The organism is Bradyrhizobium sp. SK17, from assembly GCF_002831585.1.
Taxonomy (GTDB): domain Bacteria; phylum Pseudomonadota; class Alphaproteobacteria; order Rhizobiales; family Xanthobacteraceae; genus Bradyrhizobium.
In genome coordinates, this window is record NZ_CP025113.1 from 5420678 (window position 1) to 5440858 (window position 20181).

21 protein-coding genes and 1 pseudogene are annotated in these 20181 nt (G+C 65.1%); 12 read left to right on the forward strand and 10 right to left on the reverse strand.

The window, feature by feature from the left end; all coding sequences use genetic code 11:
- Nucleotides 1-112 precede the first annotated feature (112 nt).
- Nucleotides 113-1126, forward strand: a complete 1014-nt coding sequence (locus CWS35_RS24995) for an NADP-dependent oxidoreductase (protein ID WP_100954365.1) — start codon at nucleotides 113-115, stop codon at nucleotides 1124-1126.
- A gap of 6 nt (nucleotides 1127-1132) precedes the next feature.
- On the opposite strand, the gene CWS35_RS25000 is transcribed toward CWS35_RS24995, so the two are convergent.
- Nucleotides 1133-2008, reverse strand: coding sequence for an SDR family oxidoreductase (locus tag CWS35_RS25000; protein ID WP_024584145.1), 876 nt, complete (start codon nucleotides 2006-2008; stop codon nucleotides 1133-1135).
- A gap of 127 nt (nucleotides 2009-2135) precedes the next feature.
- On the opposite strand from CWS35_RS25000, the gene CWS35_RS25005 reads away from it, so the two are divergent.
- Nucleotides 2136-2939: an enoyl-CoA hydratase/isomerase family protein gene (locus CWS35_RS25005; RefSeq protein ID WP_210202726.1), complete on the forward strand. Its 804-nt coding sequence runs from the start codon at nucleotides 2136-2138 to the stop codon at nucleotides 2937-2939.
- Nucleotides 2940-2946: 7 nt separating this feature from the next.
- Here the strand turns inward: CWS35_RS25005 and CWS35_RS25010 are convergent, their stop codons facing one another.
- The 3 genes from CWS35_RS25010 to CWS35_RS25020 form a co-directional block, all read right to left on the reverse strand.
- A complete protein-coding gene (locus CWS35_RS25010; protein ID WP_100954367.1) occupies nucleotides 2947-4566 on the reverse strand; it encodes an AMP-binding protein in 1620 nt (539 codons plus the stop codon).
- Between the two features lie 120 nt (nucleotides 4567-4686).
- Nucleotides 4687-5487 carry an enoyl-CoA hydratase/isomerase family protein gene (locus tag CWS35_RS25015; RefSeq protein ID WP_100954369.1) on the reverse strand — a complete coding sequence of 267 codons (801 nt, stop codon included), beginning with the start codon at nucleotides 5485-5487 and terminating at the stop codon, nucleotides 4687-4689.
- A gap of 34 nt (nucleotides 5488-5521) precedes the next feature.
- Nucleotides 5522-6403: an SDR family oxidoreductase gene (locus tag CWS35_RS25020; RefSeq protein WP_024584149.1), complete on the reverse strand. Its 882-nt coding sequence runs from the start codon at nucleotides 6401-6403 to the stop codon at nucleotides 5522-5524.
- Nucleotides 6404-6621: 218 nt separating this feature from the next.
- Here CWS35_RS25020 and CWS35_RS25025 point away from each other — a divergent pair, with 218 nt between their 5' ends.
- Nucleotides 6622-7146 carry a MarR family winged helix-turn-helix transcriptional regulator gene (locus CWS35_RS25025; RefSeq protein ID WP_024584150.1) on the forward strand — a complete coding sequence of 175 codons (525 nt, stop codon included), beginning with the start codon at nucleotides 6622-6624 and terminating at the stop codon, nucleotides 7144-7146.
- A gap of 82 nt (nucleotides 7147-7228) precedes the next feature.
- Here CWS35_RS25025 and CWS35_RS25030 read toward each other — a convergent pair whose 3' ends face one another.
- The 5 genes from CWS35_RS25030 to CWS35_RS25050 all read right to left on the reverse strand — a co-directional run bounded on the left by CWS35_RS25030 (nucleotide 7229) and on the right by CWS35_RS25050 (nucleotide 12127).
- Nucleotides 7229-8131 carry an SDR family oxidoreductase gene (locus CWS35_RS25030; protein WP_024584151.1) on the reverse strand — a complete coding sequence of 301 codons (903 nt, stop codon included), beginning with the start codon at nucleotides 8129-8131 and terminating at the stop codon, nucleotides 7229-7231.
- 15 nt (nucleotides 8132-8146) lie between these two features.
- On the reverse strand, nucleotides 8147-9370 hold the full coding sequence (locus tag CWS35_RS25035) for an ABC transporter substrate-binding protein (RefSeq protein WP_100954371.1): 1224 nt from the start codon (nucleotides 9368-9370) through the stop codon (nucleotides 8147-8149).
- A gap of 139 nt (nucleotides 9371-9509) precedes the next feature.
- Nucleotides 9510-10484, reverse strand: coding sequence for a tripartite tricarboxylate transporter substrate binding protein (locus tag CWS35_RS25040; RefSeq protein WP_024584153.1), 975 nt, complete (start codon nucleotides 10482-10484; stop codon nucleotides 9510-9512).
- Nucleotides 10485-10659: 175 nt separating this feature from the next.
- Nucleotides 10660-11139 carry a hypothetical protein gene (locus tag CWS35_RS25045; RefSeq protein WP_024584154.1) on the reverse strand — a complete coding sequence of 160 codons (480 nt, stop codon included), beginning with the start codon at nucleotides 11137-11139 and terminating at the stop codon, nucleotides 10660-10662.
- 10 nt (nucleotides 11140-11149) lie between these two features.
- On the reverse strand, nucleotides 11150-12127 hold the full coding sequence (locus CWS35_RS25050; RefSeq protein WP_024584155.1) for an amidohydrolase family protein: 978 nt from the start codon (nucleotides 12125-12127) through the stop codon (nucleotides 11150-11152).
- A 175-nt stretch (nucleotides 12128-12302) separates the two neighbouring features.
- On the opposite strand from CWS35_RS25050, the gene CWS35_RS25055 reads away from it, so the two are divergent.
- The 9 genes and pseudogenes from CWS35_RS25055 (at nucleotide 12303) to CWS35_RS25095 (ending at nucleotide 18844) form a co-directional block, all read left to right on the forward strand.
- Nucleotides 12303-13520 carry an NAD(P)/FAD-dependent oxidoreductase gene (locus tag CWS35_RS25055; RefSeq protein WP_168226376.1) on the forward strand — a complete coding sequence of 406 codons (1218 nt, stop codon included), beginning with the start codon at nucleotides 12303-12305 and terminating at the stop codon, nucleotides 13518-13520.
- A gap of 19 nt (nucleotides 13521-13539) precedes the next feature.
- The gene (locus CWS35_RS25065) at nucleotides 13540-14811 is read left to right on the forward strand and encodes a Rieske 2Fe-2S domain-containing protein (RefSeq protein WP_210202727.1); all 1272 of its coding nucleotides are present in this window, start codon (nucleotides 13540-13542) and stop codon (nucleotides 14809-14811) included.
- Nucleotides 14812-14822: 11 nt separating this feature from the next.
- Entirely contained in the window at nucleotides 14823-15308 is a 486-nt protein-coding gene (locus CWS35_RS25070) for an aromatic-ring-hydroxylating dioxygenase subunit beta (protein ID WP_100954376.1), read from the forward strand.
- 13 nt (nucleotides 15309-15321) lie between these two features.
- Complete coding sequence (locus tag CWS35_RS25075; RefSeq protein WP_210202728.1) at nucleotides 15322-16083, forward strand: SDR family NAD(P)-dependent oxidoreductase; 762 nt, start codon at nucleotides 15322-15324, stop codon at nucleotides 16081-16083.
- Between the two features lie 8 nt (nucleotides 16084-16091).
- Nucleotides 16092-16406: a non-heme iron oxygenase ferredoxin subunit gene (locus CWS35_RS25080; RefSeq protein ID WP_100954378.1), complete on the forward strand. Its 315-nt coding sequence runs from the start codon at nucleotides 16092-16094 to the stop codon at nucleotides 16404-16406.
- 111 nt (nucleotides 16407-16517) lie between these two features.
- Nucleotides 16518-16643, forward strand: a pseudogene (locus CWS35_RS40685) (helix-turn-helix domain-containing protein); the annotation flags it as partial.
- Nucleotides 16644-16646: 3 nt separating this feature from the next.
- Entirely contained in the window at nucleotides 16647-17090 is a 444-nt protein-coding gene (locus CWS35_RS25085; protein ID WP_245438645.1) for a hypothetical protein, read from the forward strand.
- Nucleotides 17087-17980, forward strand: coding sequence for a VOC family protein (locus CWS35_RS25090; RefSeq protein ID WP_100954382.1), 894 nt, complete (start codon nucleotides 17087-17089; stop codon nucleotides 17978-17980). The genes CWS35_RS25085 and CWS35_RS25090 overlap by 4 nt, the downstream gene beginning before the upstream one ends.
- A gap of 3 nt (nucleotides 17981-17983) precedes the next feature.
- Nucleotides 17984-18844, forward strand: a complete 861-nt coding sequence (locus tag CWS35_RS25095) for a VOC family protein (protein ID WP_100954384.1) — start codon at nucleotides 17984-17986, stop codon at nucleotides 18842-18844.
- Between the two features lie 184 nt (nucleotides 18845-19028).
- Here CWS35_RS25095 and CWS35_RS25100 read toward each other — a convergent pair whose 3' ends face one another.
- Nucleotides 19029-20108, reverse strand: a complete 1080-nt coding sequence (locus CWS35_RS25100; protein ID WP_100954386.1) for a S1/P1 nuclease — start codon at nucleotides 20106-20108, stop codon at nucleotides 19029-19031.
- Between the last annotated feature and the right edge of the window lie 73 nt (nucleotides 20109-20181).

A 20181-nucleotide genomic window follows, 5' to 3' on the forward strand; every position in this document is an offset into this window, starting at 1 on the left:
GCTTTGTTGCAGGCGTCGCGGACGGCGCTGCCGTCCGGATTTCCTTGTCTCCCGCCGGTTTTCTACCGTATAGTCATATCGTACACAAGCGTACTAATTGTGAGGGCCACGCATGTCCGTTCGCGAAAATCGACAGGTCCGCCTGACGGCGCGGCCGCGCGGCATCCCGCAGCCGGAGCATTTCTCGATCGTGACGGCGCCCGCGGCCGCGCCCGGCCAGGGCGAAATGCTGATCCGCAATCGCTACCTCTCGGTCGATCCGGCGCAGCGCGGCTGGGCCAATGACGAAGGGAACTACAGCGCGCCGGTGCCGCTCGACGCGCCGATGCGCGCGCTCGCGGTCGGTGAAATCCTGGAGAGCAACGTTCCCGATTATCGCGCCGGCGAGCACGTCTATGGATGGTTCGGCTGGCAGCGTTATTGCGTCACGACGCCGGACGCCGTGCTGCGCCGCGTCATGCCGTCGCGCCTTCCGCTCGCCGCCAATCTCAGCGTGCTCGGCATGAATGGCATCACCGCCTATCTCGCCTTTCATGGCCTCGGCAATCCCAAGCCCGGCGAGCATGTGTTGGTGTCAACCGCGGCAGGCAGTGTTGGCAGCTTTGTCGGTCAGCTCGCGACGATCGCCGGCTGCCGTGCGGTCGGCCTCACCAGTTCCGCCGACAAGGCCGCGCACGCAAAGGCACGCTACGGCTATCAGGACATGATCAACTATCGCGAGGCGGCCGACCTCGCCGCGGCGATCCGCGCCGCCTGCCCCGATGGCAACGATATCTTCTTCGATAACACCGGTGGCGCGATTGCTGATGCGGCAATCCGCACCATGCGCCTGCGCGGACGCGTGATCCAGTGCGGCACGGCGGCGAACACATCCTGGACCCCCACTCCTGCGGGGCCTCGACCCGAACGCGAAATTCTCACCCGCCGTTTGCGTTGGTCGGGCTTCATCATCTTCGATCACCTCGCCGAGTTCGCCGACGCGGCGGCGCAGCTGGCCGAGCTGGCGCTGGCCGGCAAGATCGTTCACGGCGAGGAGATCCTGCCCGGCCTCGACCATGCGCCGGGCGCCATTGCCCAGCTCTACCGCGGCGAGAACCACGGCAAGCTGATCATCGCGGTCGACTGAGGCCGGCTACGCGCTGGCCTTGCGTTTCATCACCTCCGGCAGCTTGACGCGATGAAAGCCTTCGAAGGGAACGCTGCGGCTGTGCGGTTCCAGCTTCCAGGTGGTACGCGCGTTCGGCGTTCCGCCATCGACGCGAAGGCAGGAGCCGGTGATGTAGGCAGCCGCCGGCGACAGCAGATAGGCGATCGCGGCGGAAACCTCGGCTTCCGTGCCGAACCGCTGTAGCGGCACCCGCTCGGTGAAGTCGTGCAGCTTCTTCTGCATCTCCGGCGTGTAGGTATCGAAGCCGCTCGAGACGATGCCGCCGGGCGCCACCGCATTCACCCGCACGCCGGAACCGGACCATTCGCACGCCGCCGTCTCGGTCAGCGTCAGCATGCCGCCACGGGCCGCGGCCGAATGGCCGAATTCGGGCCAGCCGTGCCAGATGTCGGCGATGATGTTCACGATGGCGCCGCCATTGGCCTCCATCCAGCGGTTATAGACCTCACGCATGAAGATGAATCCGCCGGTCAGATTGTTGCGCACCACGGCCTCGAACCCCTTGGTCGAAATCGTCTTCAACGGTGCGCGAAACTGTCCGCCGGCATTGTTGACCAGCCCGTCGATCCGGCCGTAGCGCGCGAGCACCGCGTCGACGGCGCCGACCACCATGGTCTCATCGCGGATGTCGCAAGCATGACTCATCGCCTGCCCGCCATCCTCCTCGATCTCGTGTTGCACTTCGACGAGCTTCTCGATCGTCCGCCCGAGGATCGCGACATTGGCGCCGAGCGCCGCGAGTTCGTGCGCGGTGCAGCGTCCGATCCCGCTGCCGCCGCCGGTCACGATGATGGTCTGGCCCTGGAACAGGTCCGGCCTGAACACGGACTGGTATGGCATTTCGAGGCTCCCTCAACTCTTGTCGTCGCCTGGCCCGCCAGGGCGCCGGTGCGGATTGCATCCGATTATCGTACACTATATTACGAATAACGATCAACTGGCGATCAACGACAATGGGAGCACACCCGTGACAGAGCCGACCACCATCACCGTCGAGACCCGGGGTCCGATCGACCTCCTGACCCTGAACCGCCCCGCCGAGCTCAATGCCGTTTCGCCTGCCATGATCGCGGAGCTCACCGGCTACTTCTCCGCATTGCACGACCGTCCGGCAACACGCGTCGTGATCCTGCGCGGCAACGGGCCGCATTTTTCCGCAGGCGCCGACCTCGGGACGGATGCATTCGCCGCGCCTGGCAACGGTCGGCCACAGCGCCAGCTCAAGATGCAGCAGAACTACTCCGGCGTGATCCGCCTGATGCGGTCCTGTCCGCAACCGATCGTCGGCCTGGCCCACGGCGCGGCCTGCGGCGCCGGCTTCTCCTTCCTGCTCGCCTGCGACGTCCGCTTCGCCGCGCCCGATGCGCGGATGAATGCCGCCTATATCAAGATCGGTGTCGGTGGTTGCGATATGGGATCGGGCTATCTGCTGCCGCGCCTCGTCGGCCTGTCCGTCGCCTCCGAGTTCCTGCTGACGGGGCGGTTCATCAAGGCCGAGCGCGCCCAGGCGATCGGCCTGGTGAGCGACATCGTTGCGCCGGATGCGCTGCTCGCGCGCGGGATCGCCTTCGCCGAGGAGATGCTGCGGGTGTCACCGATGGGACTGCGGATGACCAAGCAGGCGCTCAACACGCTGATCGACGCGCCGAGCCTGGACGCGGCACTGATGATCGAGGACAGGCAGCAGGTCATCCTGCTGGAGACGGCTGATCATGCCGAGGCCGTCGCCGCGTTCCGCGAACGGCGGGAGCCGACCTACTCTGATCAGTGAACCAGCTTCAGCCTGCAAACGCAGCCGCGATCTCGCGCAGTTTGAATTTCTGGATCTTGCCGCTCGCCGTGCGCGGCAACTCGGCGACCAGCTCGATGCGTTCGGGCCAGAACTGTTTCGCCATCCTCGCCTCGCCCAGATAGGCCTGCACGGCGGTCAGGTCGATCGTGCTCCCGCTGCGTGGAACGATGAAGGCGCAGCCCCGCTCGCCCAACCGCGCATCGGGAATTCCGACCACCGCCACTGCGGACACGGCCGGATGCTTGTAGAGCAGGTTCTCGATTTCGACGACCGGCACGTTCTCTCCGCCGCGGATCAGGATATCCTTGACCCGGCCCGAGATGCGGATGTAGCCGTCCTCGTCCATATAGGCGAGATCGCCGGAATCGAACCAGCCGTCGCCGTCGAAGGTGGGCAGCTCCGGCCGCTTGTAGTAGCCCTTGAACATCTGGGCGCCGCGAACCAGCAACCGCCCCGACTCGCCGGCAGCCACCGGCCCGCCATCAACATCTGCAATCCTGACGTCCATGCCCTCCAGCGGCCGTCCGTCCGTATTCGCCGATTTGTCCGCCGCGCGCGCCGGCTCGGTGAGCGTGCCCGACAGGACCTCGGTCATGCCCCAGAGCGAGCAGACCTTCAGGTCGAGCTCATCGGCTGCGCGCTCGATCAACACCGACGGGATCGGTGCGCCGCCACAGAGGAACGAGCGCAGGCTACTCGGCTCGGGCGCGCCCGCCTTCACGGCCTCGCAGATATCGCCGAGGAACGGCGTCGAGGCCGCGGTATAGGTGACGCCCTCGCGTGCCATCAGACCGACGCCGCGCCTGGCTTCCCAGACATCCTGAAGGATCATCGTGCCGCCGAGGTAGACCGACAGCAGGACGATCGCGGCATAGCCCGTCATGTGCCCGACCGGGGACGCCACCAGCAGCACATCGCTGCAATCCAGCCCGAAGCGTCCGGACAGCGCCTTGCAGCAAGCGATCAGCGAATTCGAGGTGTGCATGACGCCCTTGGGCTCACCTGTCGTGCCCGAGGTGAACATCAACACCGCCATGTCGTCCGGATCCGAGCCCTGCGCATGCGCCAACGGTTCCGACGACAACAACATCCGTTCGAAGCCGTTTTCGCCCCCGCCATCTGCGACGATGACGTGCTTGAGATGCGGCAGCTCGGCACGCATGCCCTGTGCCATCGCAGCATAGTCGAACCCGCGATAGGTCTGCGGCACGATGAAGACCTTCGCCTCGCAGAAATTCAGGATGTAGAGCAGCTCGCGCTCGCGCAGGATCGGCATCACCGGGTTCATCACCGCGCCGATCTTGCTGCAAGCGAAGGCCGTGACGACGAACTCCCACCAGTTCGGCAATTGCACCGTGACGACGTCGCCGCGCCCGACGCCGAGCCGCAGCAGCGAGTTCGCCGCCCGATCGGCGAGGTCGTTCACCTGCCGATAGGTGAAGCGCGGCGCCTGGTCGCGATCCGCGCGGTCGGCGACGATCGCGATCTTGTCCGGCGTTCTGGCGACGGCTTCGGTCAGAAGCTGATCGACGGTCTTGTCGAGCCAATAGCCGGCTTGGCGAAAGTTCGCGTGAGACGTATCCCGCATCGCGGCGGCCACGGTCATGTTCCTCTCCTGATGTGTCCGTATTCCGGCTCTGGCGTCCGGATTATTTTGTTTATGTGTGTACGTTATTGCAGAGTACGATTGCCTGCCAATGGTCCGGATTGTCGCGTCCGATGCGGCTCATTTCCCTGAGAACACCGGTTTGCGCTTTTCGACGAAGGCCCTGACGCCCTCCTGCGCATCGGCGGTTCGCGAGATCGCAGCGAGTGTCACTGCCTCCTCTTCGAGCTGGCTCTCGAATGATCGATCGCTGGTCTGGGAGAACAGCCGCTTGATGGCGCCGAATGCCTCGGTCGGGCCGGCGGCGAGCTCCCTTGCGATCCGCGCGGCCTCGGCCTGCACGGCGCCATCCGCGACCACGATGTCGACCAGCCCGAGCGACAATGCGGTTGCGGCATCGAGCGTCTCGCCGAGCAGGAAGAACCGTCTTGCGCGCGCCACTCCGATCCGGCGGGTCACCGTGGTCGTCGATCCGCTGTCCGGACTGAAGCCGATCTTGGAGAATGCCGCCGAGATCCGCGCCGATTCCGCCATCACGATGAGATCGGCCGCGGCCATCAGCGATACGCTGCCGCCCGCGACATTGCCATGCACCGCCGCGACGACGGGGGCACGCATGCGGACCATCCTGGCGATCGCGACATGAAGATCGGCGGTCCAGGCCCTGATCGTGCCCGGTAACGCGTCGCCCTGCTTGACCAGCGACATCAGGTCGCCGCCGACGCTGAACAGCCGTCCGCGCGCGGAGAGCAGCATCGCACGGGCGTCGGCGCGCTCGCTCAGTTCGGCGATCGCCTGGCCGAACTCGCGACAGAAAACGCCGTCGATCGGATTGCCCCGGTCAGGCTGATTCAGGATGATATGAACCAGCCCGTCATCGACGCTGCATTCGAAGCTCTTGGTTGCTATCGCCAGTCCCATCGACTGTCTCCTTCGAACGTCCGGGCGCCGATACTCAGATCGAGCGCGCCTGCTTTTCTTTCTGCACAGATGCCTGGATCGCCTCGCGGGCCCGCTGCCAGTCAGCCGTCGACAATTTCGAGAGTCCGGCGAACGTGCTCGGCGCTGCCAGATGGTGTCCGCCATCGATGCTGATGGTGTCGCCGGTGATGTAGCCGCAGCCATCCGACATCAGGAAGATCAGCAGATTGCGCAGCTCGTCCATCTTGCCGAACCGCCGCAGCGGCACCTCGTCGGCCTGGGTGGCGCCGACGCCGGTTTCCGCCAATGGATTGAGCTTGTCCCAGGCGCCCTCCGTCGGGAATGGTCCTGGCGCGATGGCATTGACGCGGATGTTCTTCGGCCCCCACTCGACGGCAAGCGACATGGTCATGGCGTGCACCGCCGCCTTTGCCATGGCTGCCGGCACCACATAGGCCGAGCCGGTCCACACCCAGGTCACGAGATTGCTGATGATGACGCCCGGCAGACCCGCGGCGATCCACCGCTTGCCACAGGCCAGCGAGGCGTAGAACGAGCCATCCATCACCGTGGAGCGGACAGCCTCATAGCCACGCGGCGACAACGTTTCGGTCGGTGCCAGAAAATTCGCGCCGGCATTGTTGACGAGGCCGGTCAGCGGTCCCTCCGCCCAGATGCTGTCCATCATCGCTTCGATGCTGTCGGGGTCCCGCACATTGGCGAGCAATGCCGACGCCTGCCCGCCCGATCGCGTGCGGATGTCTTGCGCCGCCTGGTCGAGGACCTCCTTGCGTCGCCCGCAGACGTAGACGTGAGCGCCATGTGCGGCGAAGCCGACCGCCATCTCCTTGCCGAGCCCGGTCCCTCCGCCGGTGATCAGGATGCGCTTTCCCTTCAGTACGGCAGCATCGAACATGGATGGCTTCCTTCCCTGGACACAGGTTGCTGCCGGCTCGGCCAATGGGCCAGGCCCGCGACATCGGCATATTAATACACTAGCGTACTTGTTCTGTAAATCGCTTGGCGCGGCCGTCGATGCGCCAGTCGTCCATTCGGCGGTCTTCCATTTAAAATACGCTGGTGTATGGTATTGGTGAACCGCTAGGCCGACTCGGGCCGCAAAGGGAAACATCGATGGTTGATCAGCCCGATTGGGATCTTCGGCTTGGATATCTGATCCATGACGTCTCGCGACTCAGGAGGATGATGTTCGACCGTGCGCTGGCGCCGCTCGGCATCACCCGTTCGCAATGGTGGGTGCTGGCGTTCATCTCGCGCAAGGACGGCCTGCCCCAGACCCAACTCGCCAACGAGCTCGATGTCGGCAAGGTCGCCGTCGGCGCCTTGATCGACCGCCTGGAAGCGTCCGGCTTCGTGCTCCGCCAGGCCGATCCGGTCGATCGGCGCGTCAAGCGCGTCTATGTCACCAAGCAGGCGCGCGGCTTTCTCGAGAAACTGCGCAAGGAGACCGACAAGTTCAACGCCCAGATCGTCCATGGCATCGACCGCAAGCAGCTCGAAGCCGCGTCCGAGGCGCTGCTTGCGATGAAGCACAATCTGCTCGCAATGTCGGACGGTACGGTGCCCAACAAGGCCGATGACGACGAGGACGAGGTTCAACCCGCCAAGACCCGGAAAAAGCGACGGGCGGCGGCCTGAGGCCGAACCGCCCGTCTCAGTCCTACTCCGGGAGGGAGTATGGCAAGACCTCATGAGACCAAGACTTCATGAGACCAAGACCTCATGAGACGATGTCGCGTCCCCAGATGTCGGCGTTGGGGCGCGCCTTCCGCACCATCTCCAGCACCTGAGGGCCGAGTTCGGCCGGATCCTCGACCGGATCGATCCCCGGACCGGCATGCCAGCCCTCGGCGACCTTCAGTATCCCGTCGCCGGCCTCGAATACCCGCCCAGTCACCTCCGCGGACTGCTCGCTGGCGAGCCAGACCGCGATCGGCGCCACCCAGCGCGGATCCCGCCGCCTGATCTCTTCCTCGGTGCGCTCGCGCAAGCCCTCGGTCATGCGGGTCTGCGCGCGCGGCGCGATCGCGTTCACCGTGATGCCGTACTGGCGAAGCTCCATGGCGCTGATGACGGTGAAGGCGGCGATGCCCGCCTTGGCCGCACCGTAATTGCTTTGGCCGACATTGCCGAACAATCCCGAGGCCGACGACGTGTTGATCAGGCGCGCGCTGACCGGCGCGCCCCGCGCCTTGGTCTGCTGCCGCCAATATTGCGCGGCATGGTGCGACGGCGCGAACGTGCCCTTCAGATGCACCTTGATCACGGCATCCCATTCCGCCTCGCTCATGTTGACCATCATACGGTCTCGCAGGATGCCGGCGTTGTTGATGAGGACGTCGAGCCGGCCGAACGTATTGACGGCGTCGTCGATCATGGCCTTGGCGGCAGCCCAATCGCTGACATCGTTGCCGTTCACGATGGCCTCGCCGCCGGCACGCCTGATCTCGTTGACGACCTCCTGGGCGGGCGAGATGTCGGCGCCTTCGCCGGCCGCCGTGCTGCCGAGATCGTTGACGACGACCTTGGCGCCCTGCTCCGCCAGCATCAGCGCGTATTCGCGTCCGAGCCCGCGACCGGCTCCGGTCACGATCGCGACCCGGCCTGCACATAGTCCTCCCATTCGTGGTCTCCTTCCCTAGTCCTGTCCGCTCATGACGTCGCCAAACAGGTGCCACGTCGTTCCCTCGAAGCGCATCAATCGCCACTGCTTGACCGGCGCGAAATCACTCGGCGACGTGTTCAGGCGGATGCCTGGAAGCAGCATGCCGAGTTCGACGTCCTTCAGATTGGCCGCCTGGCGCATCACGTTCTCGCGCGTGAGATCGTCGCCGCACTGCTTCAGCAGATAGACGAGCGCCTGCGCCGTGTTGTAGCCGTTGACGATCAACGTATCGCTGCGGTCGGAACCGGGAAAATAACCGTCGAGGAATCCGTTGAGCTGCCTGAGACCGGCATCGTCCTGCCAGGCTGGATCGTTCGGGTCCTTGAAATAGGCTGCCGAGATCAGGCCCTGCGCATTCTCGAACCCCGCCGGCTTGATGACACTGCCGATCGATGCCGACGTGTAGCTGAGGACGTGGAGCGGCTTCCAGCCGAGTTCTGCCACCTTCCTGATCGCCTGCGCGGCAAATTTCGGGGTCGCAATGTCGAACAGCACGTCAGCGCCGGTCGCCTTCAGCTTCACCAGATGGGAGTCGATCGTTGGCTCGGAGACATCGAAGGCCTCTTCGGCGACGATCATCGAGGCACTGTTTTCGCCGAGGCCCCGCTTGATTCCCTTGAGGTAGTCCTTTCCAAAATCGTCGTTCTGGAACAGGATCGCGATCTTCGCCGCGGGCCGCTCGCGAAGCACATGTCTGGCGTAGATATAGCCCTCGGTCTCGTAGCTCGGGGTGAATCCCATCGTCCATGGATAGTTCTTCGGGTCGTTCCACTTGGCCGCGCCGCTCGAGACGAACAGTTGCGGCACCTTCCTGCCGTTCAGATATTTCTGGACCGCCGAGTTGGCCGCGGTGCCGAGTGCATTGAAGACCAGAAGGACCTCGTCGCTCTCGACCAGCCGCCGGGTCTGCTCGACCGTCTTCGCTGGCGAGTAGCCGTCGTCATAGGACACGAAGACGATGCGCCGCCCGTTGATGCCGCCCTCCGCATTGATCATGCGGAAATACGCTTCCTCGGTCTTGGCGACCATGCTGAAGGCCGATGCCGGGCCGCTATAGGGAGAGGTGTTGCCGATCCTGATCTCGGTGTCGCTGACGCCGGGACCATATTTCTTCTCAGCGGCGAGCGCCGGAGCTGCGAGCAGCGCGGCAAGCAGCAGCGCGGCGACCCGGCCGCTTCCCTGTCTGCCGAAGACCATCCGTCGCAACCTCCAATTTGTTGCTCGCCAGAGCACGCAACGTCCCTCCGCGCGGCCGCTCTATCCCGGCCGGATCACCCAATTAGTACACTACTATACTATTTGGCAACTGCGATCGCGGGCCGTAGCGCGGTGCGCGTTACTTCTTCTCGATCCTGGCGATCGCGACGATCTCCGCCCAACGCCGCGTGTCGGCCTCCTCGAAGGCCTTCAGCGCCTCAGGCCCGGCAGGAAACGGTTTCGCGCCGACGGATTGCAGATAGCCGGCCGTATCCTTGTCGTTGACGAAGGCCAGCACGAGTTGGCTGAGCCTTGCGACGACGTCGGCAGCCGTGCCCGCCCGGACAAACACGCCGACCCAGGCGGTCATCTCCGCACCGGGCAGTCCGGCTTGCGCGAGCGTCGGGACATCGGGCGCGCCGGCCAGCCGGTCGCTGCTCGTCACCGCGAGAACCCGCAACTTGCCGTCCTCGATCAGGCCCTGCGCGCTGGCGGGATCGGTGAAGACGCAATCGATCTCACCGGCCAGCACATCGGTCAGCGCCTGCGGCATGCCGCGATACGGCACATGCTGCATCTCGATCCCGGCCCTGGCGCGGAACAGTTCGGCAGCGCCCCGGCTCGACGTATTGCCACTGCCGAACGCCAACGGCTTCTGCCGTGACTTCGCCAGAGCGATGAACTCCGCGACCGTCCTTGCCGGAAACTCGGGCTTCACCGCGAGCATCATCGGGATGGTCATGACGCCCGCGACCGGCGCAAAGTCCGCCGCGGGATCGTAGGGCATCGTGTTGAACAGGCTGGCATTCGCCGCCTGCGTCGAGTTCGTGGTGACGAACACGGTATAGCCGTCAGCCTCCGCCTTCAAAACTGCCAGCGCCGCCAGATTACCGTCAGCGCCCGGCTTGTTCTCGACCAGCACGGTCGTGCCGGTCGCGACACGAATGCTTTCGGCCAGCCGCCGCGTCACTGCGTCGGTCGCGCTCCCTGCCGGGAACGGCACGATGAGGTTGACGCGCCGCAACGGGTAGAGCTCCGCGGAAGCGGGCTGCCAGCCGGCAACGCAGGCCGACATCGCAATCAGCCACACGACGATCGCTGCTCGAAGCCGCATCAAGTCTCCCTGAGATCAAAGGCGTCTGACGTTCCCACACCGCGGCTCGCGCGGCCCGCAATCCCGATTTGTTCTAATCGTACTCTACCTTACGATATATGAGAACATCCGTTCGCAGGTCGCGGTTCGCTTGCTTCGGGACTTTGCGTCGCAGGTGGCTGGACCGGCACGCCAATCAGCCGCATGGTAGGGACTCGCCGCTCGTCCGGCTGAGCTCGACACGATCGATCTTTGCGAACAGCGCATCATCGAGCCGAATATCGACCGCGAAATGCATGGGATCGGCGTGGCCGCAAATCACGTCGGGAAAATGCCAGCTCGCCTCGCCCAACACGGTCTCGCCGGCAAGCATCGCGATCCTCAGCGGATGTCTTGCGCCGACGCCACGCGCGCTCTGATAGCCGTCGGCCACGCAATAGAGTTCGAGCCGCGTCGTGCCCTCGGCCACGCGTTGGACGGAGAGCTCGATCTCGCAGAAGCCGAACGCGGGATCGTCGCTGGAGCCTTCAGCATAGAAATAGAACGCGCCGATCTTGCCGTGCGCGCATGGGCCGAGCTTGGCATCCTTCGGCACCTGCGGATCCGGGCGGGCCGGCGTCCGCGGCGGCAGCGGGCCGAGCGAGCAGAACTGGCGATAGGAATAACAGCGTCCCAATGTCCCCTCCCTAGCCGATCCCGAGCAATCGCCTGGTATTGGCGGACAGTGTCGCACGCGCAATCGACAAGGCCTGCTCGGCGAATTGCGCCGGCTTGTCCTGCTTGATCGTGAACGGGTAGTCCGATCCGGCCACCAGCCGTTCCGTCCCGACCTTGTCCGCCAGGTAGCGCAGCGCCGCGCCGTCATAGACGATGGTGTCGTAGTAGAAGGATCGCACGATCTCGGCAGGCTCCCGCGCAAACAGGCCATGCAGCGGAGGCCCTAGTCCGTGCGCGTGGGACAGCCTCGGCAGCAACCAGGACAGCGCGCCGCCGCCATGGCTGAGCAGGATCCGCAGCCTGGGAAATCGCTCGAGCACGCCGTGGGTCATCAGCGACACGGCGGCAAACGCCGTCTCCAGCGGAAATGCCGCCACGGCCGCAAGCTCGGGACGGCCGCCCATCCGGTCGAGCCCGAGCGGATGCAGTGGGTGAACCATGACCATCAGTCCGGCCTGCTCCGCCGCGGCATAGACGTCGTCCAGTCGCGCATCGCCCAATGGCACACCGTTGATGTGCGTGCCGATCTCGATTCCGCGCAGGCCCAGCGACTTGACGTCCTCGATGCGGCGCGCGGCCCGCGCGACATCCTGCATCGGGATCATGCCGACGCCGATGAAGCGCCGGGGATCGCCTGCGCAGAGCGCAGCAATGCCCTCGTTGACGTGACCACAGAGCACATCGGCGTCGTCGGCCGGAAACCAATGCGACAGCAGTTCCGGCATCGGCGAGACCACCTGCACGTCGACGTCATCCTGCGACATATCGTCAAGCCGGCGGCGCGGGTCCCAGCTCCGGGAGTCGATCACCCGGAACACCTTGCCGCCGACCATGACGGCCGCGGATTGGTCCCGCAGCTCGACCGACGGCCACAGCGGATTGCGACCCGGTTCGGCCGGAATGTGCTGTGGAACGAAATGGGTATGGATGTCGATCGCTTCGACCACGACGTTTCCTCGACGGATTTTTGCGCTGCACCCTCGACCGCACTGGCATGAATGCAACTTTCCAACTTACAAGCAGGTTGGACTGTTTTTATTTTCTATGCAATCCCGTATTCGTATGCTAGTGCACGATCCAATCGATGCGGCGATCAGCATCGTACCAGGGAGCGGAAGACGCGTGGCGGAAACGATCAATGACATCGTGATCGCGGGAGCCGGACAAGCCGGCGCACGGGCCGCGGAAGCGATGCGGGCGCGCGGCTTCAAGGGCTCGATCACGATGATCGGCGAGGAACCTCACCTCCCCTACGAACGCCCGCAACTGTCCAAGGCCCTGCTGCAATCGTCTGACACGCCCGTCGCCTACATCAAGCCGTCCCGCGACTGGACCCAGACTCTGGATGTCAGGATCGAGACCGGTGCCGCGGTGATCGATTGCGATGCCGATCGCCGGACGGTGTCGACCGCGGACGGGCGGAGCTTTGCGTTCGACCGCCTCCTGCTCGCGACCGGCACCCGGCCGCGGCGTCTTTCCGTGCTGGAGGACGCCGAGATCGACGTCCAGTATCTCCGCAACGTTGACGATGCGCTCGGCTTCCGCCGTCACATCGAGGCACGCTCGCGCATCGCGATCGTCGGCGGCGGGGTCATCGGCCTGGAAGCCGCTTGCGCCGCGGCCAAGGGCGGCTGCCGTGTCACGGTGATCGAAAGCGACGAGCGGCTGCTGTCGCGCGCCTTCCCTGCCCTGGTCAGCGATCTCGTCGCCACGAGGCACCGCAATCACGGCGTGACCTTCGTGTTCGGCGCGACGGTCGCCGGCAGCGCTCCCGGCTCCGTCCGGCTGAGCAATGGCGCGACGATCGCCGCCGATCTGGTGCTGGTCGGCATCGGCGTTGCCCCGTCGGGCGATCTCGCCGCGCGGCTCGGCTTGCCATGCGCGGACGGCGTCGCCGTGGATGCAAGCGGTCGCACCGCGGTCCCCGATGTCTTCTGCGCCGGCGATGCCGCCCTGCAATGGAGCCGCTGTCACGGCCGCGCCATTCGCGTCGAGACCTGGGCGAATGCCCAGAACCAGGCGATCGCGGTCGCCGCCAACATGATCGGCGAGACCAGGGAATACAGCGACCCGCCGTGGTTCTGGACCGACCAGTACGACCTCAACATCCAGGTGACCGGCGATATGCGCGACGCCGACCACATCGCACGCGGCGATCCGACTGGCGGACGGTTCTCTATCATCGCCTTGCGCGGCAATGAGCTGGTCGGCGCCTTATCGGTGAACGCGGCCAAGGACATGGCCATGCTGCGCCGGATCATTGCGGCGGGCGCAACACCGCTGCGCGCCGATCTGGAGTCACCGCGCTACGACCTGCGCGCCGCGTTGAAGCCACAATGAATTCGAGGGAGGGACTGCAATGAACGCGTTCCGGCGAATGAACACCGCGCTGATGGTCGACGAATCCAGGCAGATCTTCAAGGTCTCGCGCCAGGCCTTCGTCGATCCGGACATTCTCGAAGCCGAGCGGACGCGCATCTTCGACAAATGCTGGCTCTATCTCGGCCATGCCTCGGAGTTGCAGAAGCCCGGCGACTTCGTCACCCGCCAGGTCGGCGGCCGCAACATCCTGTTCGCGCGCGACGCCAAGGGGACCCTGCGCGCGATGTTCAACACCTGCCCGCACCGCGGCGCCCAGGTGTGCCGCGAAAAACACGGCAACGCCAAGTCCTTCCAGTGCTTCTATCACGGCTGGGTGTTCGGGCTCGACGGCGCGCTGCGCAGCCAGCCGGGCGAAGCCTCGTACGCGCCCGATTTCAAGGAGCGCAGCACCTCCAACATGCAGCCTGTGCCGCGGTTCGAGACGTTTCGCGATTTCTGCTTCGTCTGTTTCGATCGCAACGCCGAGCCGCTCGACAGCTATCTCGGCGCGGTCAAGGAATATCTCGACGTGATCGCCGACCAGGCCGAGATGGGCATGACCATCGTCGGCGGCACGCAGGAATATTCGATGCGCGCCAACTGGAAGCTGCTCACCGAGAACTCGATCGACGGCTATCACGCGCTCACCACCCATGCGACCTACTTCGACTACCTGAAGGCCACCAATGGCGGCCTTGCGCCGGTGCCGCTCGAGGGGGCCGCGCGCGATCTCGGCAACGGACATGCGGTGCTGGAGTACAAGGCGCCGTGGGGACGCCCGGTCGCCCAGTGGGTCCCGATGTGGGGCGAAGACGGCAAGCGCGAGATCGACCGGCTCTATCAGGGCCTGGTCGCGCGCTACGGCGAGGAGCGCGCCAAACGCATCGCGCTCTACAACCGCAATTTGTTCGTATTCCCCAACCTTGTCGTCAACGACATCATGGCGGTGACGATCCGCACCTATTATCCGCATGCGCCCGACTTCATGACCGTCAGCGCCTGGGCGCTCGCACCGAAGGAAGAGACCGACTGGGCGCGCAAGTATCGCCTGTTCAACTTCCTCGAATTCCTCGGCCCCGGCGGCTTCGCCACGCCCGACGACGTCGAGGCCCTCGAGCAGTGCCAGCGCGGCTTCCGCAACGCGACCGAAGCGCAGTGGAACGACATCTCCAAGGGCATGGGCAAGGAGACACCGGCCTATGACGACGAGCTGCAAATGCGGGCGTTCTGGTCGAACTGGAACAGGCACGTGTTCGCGGCATCGGCGTAAGGGAGACGACGATGGAGAATATCGCGCGCGCCGATGTCGAGGATTTCCTGTTCGCCGAGGCCGAGCTGCTCGATGAGTGGCGCCTGCCCGAATGGCTCGAGCTGTTCACGGAAGACGCGATCTACTACGTACCATCCACCGACGTCCCCGCGGACTCCTCGCCCGACAAGAACCTGTTCTATGTCGCAGACGACCGCTTCCGCCTCAGCGAGCGCGTCAAGCGCTTGATGAAGCGCACGGCGCATGCCGAGTTCCCGCATTCGCGGACCCGCCATCTCGTCAGCAATGTCCGGATCCGCGGCCGCAGCGACGACGAGATCGAGGTCGCCGCCGCCTTCATCACCTACCGCACCAAGGACGGCGTCACGGACACCTATTTCGGCAGCAACCGCTACCGGCTGGTGGTCGAGGGTGGCCGGCTGCGGATCAAGGAGAAGCGCTGCCTGCTCGACAGCGACGGCCTGCGCACGCAGGGCCGCGTCAGTATCATCCTTTAGGAAACATCCGGTCGTGGACAACAAGCTGAAGAACAACGTCGCTGTGGTGACGGGCGCCGCGAAGGGCATCGGCCTTGCGATCGCCGAGCGGCTGGCAAGCGACGGCGCCAGGCTGGTGCTGGCCGATCTCGATCAGGCCGGGCTGGATCAGGCGGCGGCCGACCTCGCCAGTCGTTTCGACACCGAAGTCGCAACCCAGTCTGGCGACCTCGCCGATCAGGAGATCGCCGGCAAGACCATCAAGCTCGCCAGTGACCGGTTTGGCCGTCTCGACATCCTCGTCAACAATGCCGGCGGCGGCATCATCAAGCCGTTTGCGGAGCACACCCCGCAGACGCTGAAGACCACGATCGACCGCAATCTGTGGACCGTGCTGTGGTGCTCCTGGTATGCGGTGCCGCAGATGCGACAGCAGGCCTACGGGCGTATCATCAATCTCGGCGCAGATTCCGTGCGCAACGGATTGTGGGACCATGCCGCCTACAATGCGGCCAAGGGCGGCGTGCATGGCCTCACCACCGGAATGGCGCGCGAGCTCGCCAAGGACGGCATCACCGTGAATACGGTGGCGCCTTGCGCGGTGAACACGCCGCAGATGGTCGCCATCACCAAGAGCGACCCGGCCCTTGCCGCCAAATTCGTCAGCGTCATCCCGATGGGCCGGCCGGCCGAAATGGAGGAAGTCGCCTCGATGGTCTCCTATCTCGCTTCCGCCGAAGCGTCGTTCGTGACCGGACAGGTCATCAGCGTCAACGGCGGCAGCACCATGCTGTGAGGTTTGCCATGGCTGAAACAGTCGTCCTCTGCGCCGCCGATCAGGTTGTCGAAGGCGAGATCAAGCAGGCGCCGCTGCCCGACGGCACCAACGTCGCTCTGTACCGCATCGCCGGCACGATCTACGCCACGGCGGACATGTGCACCCATGGCGAGGCCTCGCTGGCGGAGGAAGGCATCATCAGCGGCAAGATCGTCGAATGCACCTTCCACTTCGGAACCTTCGACGTCACCACCGGCGAGCCGACCGGCATGCCCTGCGAGATTCCCTTGAAGACCTATCCCGTCACGGTCGTGGATGGGCAGGTCCAGATCGAGGTGTGACATGGCCCCCGTCCCGATCGCGCTCCCGCGCCGCTCAAATCCGCCCGGCGAGCGCTGGCGCCGCCGCGCCGCCGCACCCAGGCCGAACGGACCGCCGAGACGCGCCTGCGCATCCTCAAGGCTGCCGCCCATCTGATCCGGCGCCGCGGCTATGCGCGGTTCCGGACGGCTGAGGTCGCCGCCGAGGCCGGCGTCTCGCGCGGCGCACAGCTGCATCATTTCCCGACCAAGGATTCCCTGGTGGTCGCCACGCTCGAATATGTGTTCGAGCAAGCCCAGATCGTCAGCCGGCGCCGCGCCGCCGCGATCAATCGGCCGCGCGATCTGGTCGAGGCAGTCATCGAGGACGCCAAGGAGTTCTTCTTCAGCCAGCACTTCATGGTGGCGATCGACATCGTCCTTTCGACCTCCACGGACCAGGCCGTCCGCAAGCAGATCCTCGACATTTCCCGTAAGGCGCGCCGTCCGGTCGAAGGCGCCTGGGCCGAGGCGCTGGTCGCAGGCGGCGTCCCGGCGGCGGTCGCCGGCGACATCGTGGCGCTCACGCTCGGCGTCGTCCGCGGCATGGCGCTGCGCACGCTCTGGGACAACGATCCGAACTGGTTCGATCAGTTGTTCGGGCTCTGGCGGCGGATGATCAAGATCTTCCTCGAGGCGGAACAAAAGCGTGGACGGTTGCGATGAGGAGCACTGCGAGGGAGGCAACGGCGCCGATCACGTCGGTCTGCTACGTCAGGGCCGCGGTTGGCGAACCGCAGGCCGGCGTCCGTTTCGTCTCCGAGATCTTCGGCTTGCAGCCGGTTCCGACCCACGACGGTGAATTTGCCTTCCGCTCCGACGATCGCTATCGCACCGTGAGTCTCGGCTGCGATGAAGATGGCGGCAGCATCGGCGTCGAGGTCTGGGACGATGCCGCATTGCTGGAGATCGGCGAGCGGCTGCGCGCGCAAGGGTTCGCCGCGATAGCCGCAAGCCCCGAGCAGTGCCGCCGACGGTACGTCCAATCGGCGCTCCTCGCCACCGACGCATCCGGCAATCGCATCGATCTCGTGACCCGCCCGACCCGCAGCGGCAGGCGATATTTCCCGACCCGCGACGCCGGCATCGTGCAATTCCACGGTGTCGGCCTGTGCAGCACGCAGCCCGTCCGCGATCTCGCCTTTTGGCGCCTGCTCGGCGCCGACGTCTCCGACTGGGTCGGCGACATCGCCTATTTGCGGATCGACGATCTGCATCACCGCGTTGCGCTTCACCCGTCCAAGCGCAACGGACTTCTCTACGCGGCATTCGAGGTCGAGGGCCTCGATCAGATCATGCAGAACAGCTACTTCATGCAGGACCACCAGATCAGGATATTGCAGGGCCCCGGTCGGCAGGCGGCTTCCCGCCAGATCTTCCTGCACGTCGAAGGACCAGGCGGCCTGGTCTTTTCCTATGTCAACGGCATGGCGAGATACGGCGACAGGCCGCGGCCGGCGCGGCAATTCCCGCTGACGGCGACGTCCCTCTGCGATTGGGGCAGCGAGTGCAAGGACGTACCGGAGTTGACTCCACCAACCGACCAGGAGGGCTAAGACATGATTCAGCTCAAGGACGTGAGTTACGTCCGTCTTGGCTCACCGGACCTCGAATCCGCCGAGCGCTTCGCCACGACCTGCCTCGGGCTGCAAGTCGGCGAACGCGGCAGGAAGGACCTCTACCTTCGGTCGGACGATCGCGCCCACACGCTGTGCTATTCGGAAGGCGACCCACGCAGCCAGACTGTCGGCTTCGAGGTGGAGGATGAGGCAAGCCTACAGGACGCTGCGTCAACCCTGGAGTCGCTCGGACATGCCGTTCATACCGGCACCGCCCACGAGGTCGAACAGCGCAGGGTCAAGGCATTCATCGGGTTCCGTGATCCGACGGGAAACCACATCGAGCTCGTCGTCCGCCCCGAGCGCAGCGGACGGCGGTACTTTGCAAGCCGCGATGCCGGGATCACCGGGTTCAGCCATATCGGGCTCAATTCGACCGATCCGGTGCGCGACGAGCAATTCTGGACGCAGGTTTGCAACGCCCGCGTCAGCGACCGGATCGGCGACATCCCCCTCATGCGCGTCAACGCCATCCACCACACCATCGCGCTGGTGCGGGCTCCGAACGCCGGCATCCAGCACATCAATCACCAAGTCGGAAGCAGCGATGATGTGCTTCGGTCGTACTACTTCCTCAATGAGAAGCGCGTGCCGATCGTGTTCGGCCCGGGGAGACATCCGACATCGGGCGCGAGGTTCCTCTACTTCAAGGGACCTGACGGGATGATCTTCGAGTATTCCGTCGGTGTCGACGAGATCGAGGACGAGGCGACGCACCGGCCGCGGCAGTTCGGCTTCGAGCCCACCAGCTTCTGCATGTGGGGCGCGAAGCCAGCCGGCATGGTCCTTCCAAGCAAATAGCATTCGGCTCGTGTCCGGCGCGCGATTCCTGTAGCGGGCGCAAGGTCCGGGCGGCCGCGTTAGAGCCTTTCCCGTTCCGACGGAATCGGAACGGGGCTCCAGGTTCTTGTCCGTGACGCGTTTTCTTCACGCGAACCGGTCTCCACTTCGCTCGACAACGCTCTCCCCATCGACCGACAATCGGTCACGGCCAGATCGCGTTCAGCAGTTCGGCCAGCCTTGCGCCACCCTTGGCGAGTTGCCTGCGCTTGATGGCGTCGACGGCGTGCAGATAGTCCATGTGATTGTCGAACGCGACGACCCATTTGGACTGCGCCGGCGGCACTGTCGGCCCGAAGCTGAGCCCCTTGAAGGCGTCATGCGCGACCAGCAGCGTGTCGGTCGCCCAGGCCACCGGCCAGCCATCCGGGGCGCCCGGGCTTGGCGGGACCAGTCTCGCAGCATCCATCAGTTCACCGGTGGCGGCATCGCCGAGGTCGGTCGGGATGTCATCCCATTCGCGGTGCAGATTGATGGTCTGGAATGGCACCGCGACGCCGTCCTGGATCGCGTTCCCGCCGATCGTATCGGTGAGCGGATCGACCTGATGGGTGGCGTCAGGATCGACCGGCTGACCGCCGGGATCGAGATAGACCGCGCCGACATGCAGCGGCTGGTGCAGATCGCCGATCAGGTGCGCGAGCAGCAAGAGGGCTTCCTTCTTGTCCCGGATCGAGAACGGGAACGGCGGCGGGATCGGCCGGTCCTGGAGCACCGCGATGGCAGCGCTGATCGCCGCGACCAGATCGTGCGGATTGGTGCCCTGGAGGGCGCGGTCGAAGCTGTTGCGCTGGATCGCGACGTCGACGAAATGGAAGGTGTTGTGGCAACCGCGCTCGAAGCCGTCGGGCTTGTAGGAGCAGGTCGACCAGTTGCGCGCGACATAGTCCACCATGCGTGCCCTCTCCCGCGCCGAATTGAACGGCGTGCAGGGCACCTCATATTCCAGATGTTCGGGGTCCACCTCGTAGTGAAACCGGCCGTCATCGTGCCGGGCGACGCTTTTGACGCAGTCGAGCCATGGGGCGGCCTTGCGCAGGTCGATGCCATGCGTGTCGCCCTCATTGAGGAGCCTCTCGACCTGAGCCTTCGCGGCGGGCTTCAGCAGATGGTCGGCGATCGCGCCGACGACGCGATGGCCCTCATAGCCCCAAGCCGACGCACCGGTCGGCCATAGCGCGACCGGGACCAGCGAGCCGAGCAGCCACCCCAAGGCAACGACCATTCTCAACATCGCGCGACCTCGCAACTTCTGGAGCGTCCTGTGGTTGTCCGATACTGGCGCAACAATCATACGA